Below are 7100 nucleotides of genomic sequence, written 5' to 3'. Positions count from 1 at the left end.
GGGCGGGTCAGGGCCGCGTGAACAACTGCAGGGAGACCCGATGTGAGTGGCCGAGCGTTCGCCGCAGTCATAGACGCTTTTACCGGAGAGGCGATAGACGCGTTCCAGTTTCTGAGCTCTGAGTTCGACATGAATGGCCCCGAGATTCAAAGGGAAGTCATTCCAGTCGTCTCGTACATGCGTCAGAACTTGCAGTATGAGGTGTCGCTCGACCCTAGCGACATGACCGCGGCCACTCGAGTTCATGTCGAACTTCCTCATGTCCGACTCACCGCTGAGTTGGCAGACCTAGTGCAGGCAGCTGGTCTTGGCGCTCGTAATCATGTCCCTCACACTGTGCACACCATGAAAAGCTTGCGTAAGACACTTGATACGCAAGCGAAGTACGTAAGGTTACTGCATCCAAACTTGGGGCCCGCCGACAACGTTGAATTGATGCGCTTGGCCGACGCCACGGAACGCAGGTTAAGGGAGTCGCGGTAGCCACCAGTTCGTCGCCCCCTGGCCCGGACTACAGGATGTAACCTAAGTCCCCTCATAGGGTCACTCAGAGTAATTTACTCGGCTGAGCCGAATAGAACTGTCCAGATCGACGGGCACTGGTTCGGCACCAGCTCACCGACACGACTCGGACAGCACAGGCCGCGACCTATCGAGCTCAGGAGCCGGCATGCGTGGCGCGTGTTTTCGACTCCCGCGTTGCCGATCGCCCTACAGTCCCACTCATGCGGGACCGGCCTGAGCTGCTGCAGCAGCACTGCGTGCACTGCGGCGCCCGCTGGGCAGGCATGGACCGGGCCCACTGCCGGGCCTGCTGCCACACCTTCGACGACGCGGCGCTGTTCGACACGCATCGCCCTGCAGGGACCTGTCTAGCCGGACGCGATCTCGACCTCGTGCAGACCAAGAACGGCATCTGGGTCCGGCTGCTCGAGTCGGTATGAGACTTCCCTGTCCGAGGGCGGGGCAAGTGAGCTGGTGGTCCCCGCCCGGTCTCCTCGGGTGGTCGGATTCGGTTCGGATCGGCCCCTAGCGGGCGTGGCCGGGTCCTGGGTCTTGTTCCGGGGAGCGCCGAGGTGGCGGGAACGCGACGGAGTCTCCGGGGCGACGTCGTTCTCCCCGGGTACGGCGCGGTTCCCCTCCGGTGGGGTGAAGGAGGAGCCGGCGGTCCGTGCGGGGTGATCCTGCGCGGGCTCGGCCGGTGTCGCGGTCTCCGCGGGGGTGACCTCCACGAGTTCGTCGAGCATGAGCCGCAGCGGCTGGTTGTCGCCGCGGTGAGCGGCTTGGGAGGCGGCGACATTCTGCTCGGGGTTCATCGGCTCCCACCGCAGCGGATGCCCGGCGTCTCGGGCGAGCTGGGCCAGGAAGGCGCGCTGGGCGCGACCGTTGCCTTCGCGGAAGGGATGCAGCGCGTTGATGTCGGCCAGGAGCTCGGTGAGCTTGTCGAGGAACTCGGGCCGGTCGAGCCCGCGCAGGTAGCCGTCGCGGCGGGCGAGTCGGCCGAAGACGTCTGCGGCGAAGCCCTCGAGGTGCTGGGGCAGGCAGAACAGGTCGTCCTTGGCGATCGCCACGGTGCGCAGCTGCCCGGCCCAGGGATAGACGTCGGAGAAGATGAACCGGTGGAAAGCCTGCAGGTGCGCGAGGTCGTAGTCGCCGGGCAGGTCGCGCTCGCGCAGCTGAACCAGGCGAAGGCTGGTGACCTCGGCTTCGACACGGTCGAGTTCGGCGGCAGAGGTGATCGAGAGCTTGTTGCGCAGCAGCCCGGTGGCCGGGTCGGTGTAGGGGTCTTGCGAGCTCACCTGCGGTAGGGCGCCAGTGCCTTCTCCAGGGCCTCTTCGGGGGTCATGCGCCCGTCGGCGACCGCCTGCAGTCGCTCCAAGCCCTCGGGGCTGGGCTCGAGGCCCTCCGCGCGGACCGAGGCGAGCGCCTCCGCGACCGCCTCGCGGCGCACCGCCGCCTGCTGCTGGAGCTGTTCGTACTGCGATACCGACATCACGACCGCCTCCGCCCTGCGATGAGGACCGACGAACACGGGCTCGGCACCCGGCTGCTGGACCTGCTTGAGTACACCGGTGAGCCCGGCACGCAGCTCACGCACACTCAGGATCTCCGGTGTCGCCACACCATAATAATACCGCAAACGTGTACACATTCTGCCGTTACTGACGGTGCACAGGCCGGCAGCAGGTCGAAGAGCAGAGGACACCCGTCTCGACGGCCGTCGGTCTGTCAGCCCAGCCCCTACGTCGTACGGCGCTGTCGGGTCGTCATCCGTGGGCGAGGTCGGCGAAGCGGCTGTAGCGGAGCTGGTGGGTCACGACGTCCGGTCCTGGGCTCCATGAGTGCGTTATCGAGTGCGTCCCCGACGGCGGCCGATCGCCCGGCGATCCTCACGTCGGCGAGCTGCTCCGTGAACACGAGCGACTCATACTGGGGTTCGTGGTCGCTGCGAGGAAGCACCCTGGCCGGTGCAGGCTTACCAGCGCTGCGGTGAGGTCTCCGACCAGAAGGCTGGCGCGCTGTGGTCGGCAACGGCGTAGTCGACGACCCTCCGAGAATGCAGGTCGATCGCGTTAGGCGACATAGGCCAATTCGTCTACCGTTGCGCTGTGAGAGATCTCGCCGAACCAGCGGTTTGTTCGGTTCCTCGGTAGCGGAGCCGCGGGCCCGGCTGCTCACGCTGGCCTGCTCCACTCCGCCCGAAGGCTTCCAGGACGGTCGACAGGAAGGCGAGCAGGCACGCCTGGGTTCGCGATCAGGATGCACTTCTAGTGGGTTCCGGCTGGTCAATATCGCGGAGTAGGAGTTTCCAGGTGAAGGATCTTTACGTGGTTACGCATCCCGAGGCGCAACACACAGTTGACGATCGGGTGGGCGGCTGGCACGACTCTCGGCTCACAGCACACGGACGTGCCCAGGCGAACCTCGTTGGTAAGACGCTGGCCCGCCGTGTATGTGCCTCATCTCGTCCGACTCGGCTGGTCAGCTCTGATCTGTCTCGGTGCGCACAGGCTGCGGAGATCGTCGCCGGCAGCACCGAAACGCCAGTCAGGTTGGACTCGCGACTGCGCGAGATCAGCTTCGGTGACGCCGAGGGTCGGCCCAACTCCTGGCTCGCGACCCGTCAAGTGCCCGCACCGGACCACGATCGACTCGATCACCGAGGCCCCATCCCGGGAGCCGAGACAAGACGTGAGGTGGCAACCCGTGTCAGCTCGTGTGTGCAGGAGTTGATCGCTGACGTCGATCATGACCACATCGTCATGACGCATGGTTACGCCCACACTTTCGTCATCACAGCCTGGCTCCAACTCCCAATCGATGCAGTCGGCTTCGCCTCGTTCGCCACGAGCCCCGGCGCCATCACCCATCTCCAGCACGACGGCTACTGGCGGAACCGCTCCGTGGTAGCTCTCGCGAATACAGACCACCTCCACACCAAGGTCTGAGAGAGACCCGAGAACGGTGCGGGCCGGATTCCGCGCAGGCCGTCCGAAGGAGGTTGCGGCGACGCTGCTTCAAGTGGACGCCAGCCGTCAACTCGCCAACCGCGGCGGAGAACTCGGCTACGTTCTGCAGGTGGAGACGTTGTTCGAGGGCGACCTCTTCGTGAGCTATGGCCAGATCTTCCTGGAGGAGCTGGCGGCCTGGGATGCGGGTCCGGAGTTGGAGATGCACTTCGCCGGTCAGACGAACGGACTGTGCGGCGTCGCCGCTCCGCAACGGATATGTCTGCTGACCGGCCTCCACACCGGCTGGGTGCGGCTGACAGTCGAGCTCCACGACGTCCCGCCGGCCGTCGCTGAGCAGTGGGAAGACGTCGTGGAGGCGTCGTTCACCCCGACCGCGTCACCGCTGCAGCTGATAGGTCTGATGGCCAACGAGTCCTACGCGCTCCCGCTGCCCGCCGGGGCGAGTCTCCGGGCCCGCTACTGCGCCATCGGGATGGACGCCGCACGAGACGGCTCCCGCTCGGAGGGCGACCCCGTACTCGATCGCTACCTTCTCCAGCTCTGGCCCGCCCCTCCCACACCGGACACCGTCCTACGTCGACACAGCCGGACAGCCGCCTACTGGCACGACTTCGCCCGAAACCTCCCCAACCAGGCCGAGCAGGCCGCACGACAGACCGAAGTTCGACTCAGCTGCCAAAGGGGGCTCGGCGCTCCCGCTATCGAGTCCTAGTACTGCAACGGCACTCGGTCAGAGTGGTGCTCGGTGGCCGCGTCGGCGGTAGTGGCAGGTGCGGGCTTGGTGTTGGCGTTCGCGGCGCCAGTGTGACCTGTGCATGACGTGATCGATGCAGGTCGGCGGGGTGAAGACGAGGGCGGCGAGGAGTCGGCGGATCTCGTTGGCCGAGAGCGGGATCAGCCGGCGGGCACCGGTTCGAGATCCCCTTTTTCACCGCCGGCGTGTTCGGCGGCGCGGGTGGTCGCGAGGTAGGCCGCGGCCAGCATGGCGAGGGTGATGTGGGCGTACCAGGCTCGGAAGGAGCGGACCTGGTAGTGATCGAGACCGGCTTCGTTCTTCGCGGTCTGGAAGCATTCCTCGATCGCCCACCGGGCCCCGGCCACTCGGACCAACTCGCGTAGCGGGGTCGTCGTCGGTGCGGCGCAGCGGTAGAACGCCAGCTCACGCACCGTCTTGCCCGGGCTCGGGTCGGTCTGGCGGCGGACGAGTAGCCAGTGTCCCCACCCGTCCGGGAGCCCGGCGGTGTCGAGGGCGAGCGCGGTCCAGTCATAGATCCGTTCCCCGTGCGCGCCCGCGCCGATCGAGCGCCGCTCCCACCCGTCGCGGCCGGTGTCGCGGTCACGGGCCCCGGCGATCGTGGCGAGGACCTTGGCTTGGCGGCGGTGCCCGTCCGGGCTGGTCAGCATGTCGTCGTTGCGGGTGGCCAGCACGAACGGGATCTCGTGGTCGGCCAGCCAGTTCCGAAAGGTCGGGTTCTGCCCGTAGGCCTCGTCCGCGGTCGTCCAGGACCCGCTCGTGAGCTGTCCGGCACGCCAGGCGCGGGCGAGCATGGCGATCCCGAGCTGCGGTTTCGTCGCGAACCCGGTCCCCTCCGGGATGCCTGCCCGAGCGCAGCGGTCGGGGTCCTCGGTCCACGATGTCGGCAGGTAGAGCTCGCGGTCGATCAACGCCCGGCCCTTGGCCGAGGCGTAGGCCAGGAACACCCCCAGCTGACAGTTGTCGATCTTCCCGGTGGTGCCGGTGTACTGGCGCTGAACCCCGGCCGAGCGGACACCTTTCTTGATGAACCCGGTCTCGTCGACCACGAACACCCCCGACGCCTGATCGCCGAGCTCCTCGACGACATAACCCCGCACGTCGTCGCGCACGCCCTCGACGTCCCAGTCCGCGGTCCGAAGGAGCCGCTGCATCCCGTCCGGCGACAGCGCCCCCGCGTGTTCGGCCAGCGTCCAGCCGTTCTTGCGCTCGAGCCCGGCGAGCAGCCCACGCACGTAGACACCGGCCCGAGCCCTCGGCTCCGACCTGGTGAACCGCCGCCCGATCAACTCCGTGACCGTGTCCAACCTCGACACCCACCCAGCAAGATCGACCACGCGGTGATCATCACCGCCTGACGCCGACCAGCCTCTCACGACACGCCACGACTGCCGTTGCAGTACTAGACCCCCGGACCGTCCGAACAAGGTCTGGTTCCCCGCGGAACAGCCGTCGGCCTGACGTCTCGATGACGTGTCCAGTGTCCCCCATCGCCCAAGCGCGGGCCACAACGCGGCCGCGGTTCAGCCATTGCTTCTCGATGTCCCGTCCCGGGTTTGATGGAGACCATCAAGCCTGGAGGATGATCGACCGATGGCCGCCCCGAGGAAGTACCCCGATGAGCTGCGGGAGCGAGCGATCCGGCTCGTGTTGGACGCGAAGGCGGCTCCGGACGGCGGGGGCGGGAACGTCTTCAAGCGCATCGGCGAGCAGATGGGGATCAACCCGGAGACGTTGCGTGGCTGGGTGAAGCAGGTCGAGATCGACAACGGCACGAGGCCGGGCACCACGACTGACGACGCGACGCGGCTGGCCGAGTTGGAGCGTGAGGTTCGGGAGCTTCGGCGGGCGAACGCCATTCTCAAGTCTGCGTCGGCTTTCTTCGCGGCGGAGCTCGACCGCCCCAGCAGGTAGTCCTCGACTACATCGAGGCGAACAAGAACGATTTCGGGGTCGAGCCGATCTGCGCGGTGTTGGAGGACGCAGGCGTGAAGATCGCTCCGAGTACTTTTCATGCGTCAAAGAAGCGGCCGCTCTCGAAGCGGGCGCTCACCGATGCCGAAACCATGAGAGAGATCGAACGAGTGCACCGCGCCAACTTCGGCGTCTACGGCAGCCGGAAGATCTGGGCGGCGCTGCGCCGCGAAGGAGGGGTGAACGGCCGCCAGATCGCCCGCTGCACCGTGGAACGGCTGATGCGCCGCAACGGGCTGCGCGGGGTGTCGCGGCTGCGGGTGCCGCTCACCACGGTCCGATCCAAGGGCCAGGACCAGCGGCCTGACCTCGTCGACCGCGACTTCACCGCGGACGCGCCGAACCGGCTGTGGGTGGCCGACATAACGTATATCCGCACGTTCTCCGGCTGGGTGTACGCCGCGTTCGTCATGGACGTGTTCTCCCGCCGGATCGTGGGCTGGCAGTTGTCTAAGAACCTCTACACCGATCTCGCCCTGGACGCGTTGAACATGGGGATCTGGACCCGGCAGCGAGCCGGCGCGAATCTCTCCGAATTGATACATCATTCGGACCGTGGCGTGCAATATGTCGCTGTGCGCTACGGAGAACGGCTCGCGGAAGTCGAGGCGGTCGCCTCGGTCGGATCAGTCGGCGATTCCTACGATAATGCGATGGCGGAGGCGTTCAACTCGTTGTTCAAGGCCGAACTCGTGCGGAACAGAGGGCCGTGGCGCGGGATCGACGACCTCGAACTGGCCGTCGCGGAGTACATCGACTGGTACAACCACCGCCGCCTACACGGCGAGCTCGGCCTGATCCCGCCCGTCGAGCACGAGGCTCTACACGCCGACACCGACCTCGCCCGGCAGACCGCCGGAGCGTGAGAACCGAGCCTCTACCAAACCCGGGACTTGACA

Annotated in this window: 6 protein-coding genes, 1 pseudogene and 1 other annotated feature; of the genes and pseudogenes, 4 read left to right on the top strand and 3 right to left on the bottom strand. The window is 66.7% G+C overall.

Annotated elements, in window-relative coordinates; all coding sequences use genetic code 11:
• Window positions 1-725 precede the first annotated feature (725 nt).
• Entirely contained in the window at window positions 726-944 is a 219-nt protein-coding gene (locus BLS43_RS32305; RefSeq protein WP_093089899.1) for an FDXHR family putative zinc-binding protein, read from the top strand.
• Here the strand turns inward: BLS43_RS32305 and BLS43_RS29055 are convergent.
• Together BLS43_RS29055 and BLS43_RS29050 are read right to left on the bottom strand one after the other, a co-directional pair.
• Window positions 873-1799: a Fic family protein gene (locus BLS43_RS29055; protein WP_093089898.1), complete on the bottom strand. Its 927-nt coding sequence runs from the start codon at window positions 1797-1799 to the stop codon at window positions 873-875. The genes BLS43_RS32305 and BLS43_RS29055 overlap by 72 nt on opposite strands.
• Window positions 1796-2122 (bottom strand): type II toxin-antitoxin system prevent-host-death family antitoxin, encoded by a 327-nt coding sequence (locus BLS43_RS29050; RefSeq protein WP_176921639.1) that lies wholly within the window; start codon window positions 2120-2122, stop codon window positions 1796-1798. Before BLS43_RS29050 ends, BLS43_RS29055 begins: the two co-directional genes overlap by 4 nt.
• Window positions 2123-2771: 649 nt before the next feature.
• Between BLS43_RS29050 and BLS43_RS29045 the strand changes: the two genes are divergently transcribed.
• Together BLS43_RS29045 and BLS43_RS29040 are read left to right on the top strand one after the other, a co-directional pair.
• Window positions 2772-3449, top strand: coding sequence for a histidine phosphatase family protein (locus BLS43_RS29045; RefSeq protein WP_342741217.1), 678 nt, complete (start codon window positions 2772-2774; stop codon window positions 3447-3449).
• A gap of 73 nt (window positions 3450-3522) precedes the next feature.
• Entirely contained in the window at window positions 3523-4185 is a 663-nt protein-coding gene (locus BLS43_RS29040) for a hypothetical protein (RefSeq protein WP_093089895.1), read from the top strand.
• A 182-nt stretch (window positions 4186-4367) separates the two neighbouring features.
• Here the strand turns inward: BLS43_RS29040 and BLS43_RS29035 are convergent, their stop codons facing one another.
• Window positions 4368-5564, bottom strand: a complete 1197-nt coding sequence (locus BLS43_RS29035) for an IS701 family transposase (protein WP_093089894.1) — start codon at window positions 5562-5564, stop codon at window positions 4368-4370.
• Between the two features lie 256 nt (window positions 5565-5820).
• Between BLS43_RS29035 and BLS43_RS29030 the strand changes: the two are divergent.
• Window positions 5821-7067 (top strand): annotated as a pseudogene (locus BLS43_RS29030) (IS3 family transposase).
• Window positions 6102-6230, top strand: a sequence feature (AL1L pseudoknot). It overlaps the preceding pseudogene by 129 nt.
• Window positions 7068-7100: the final 33 nt, after the last annotated feature.

The organism is Pseudonocardia oroxyli, from assembly GCF_900102195.1.
Taxonomy (GTDB): Bacteria; Actinomycetota; Actinomycetes; order Mycobacteriales; family Pseudonocardiaceae; genus Pseudonocardia; species Pseudonocardia oroxyli.
This window is presented reverse-complemented; position numbering and strand designations above follow the sequence as displayed.

Coding starts and splice junctions, on each gene's coding strand:
- BLS43_RS32305 (WP_093089899.1), top strand. CDS start 726: ATGCGGGACCGGCCTGAGCTGCTGCAGCAGCACTGCGTGCACTGCGGC.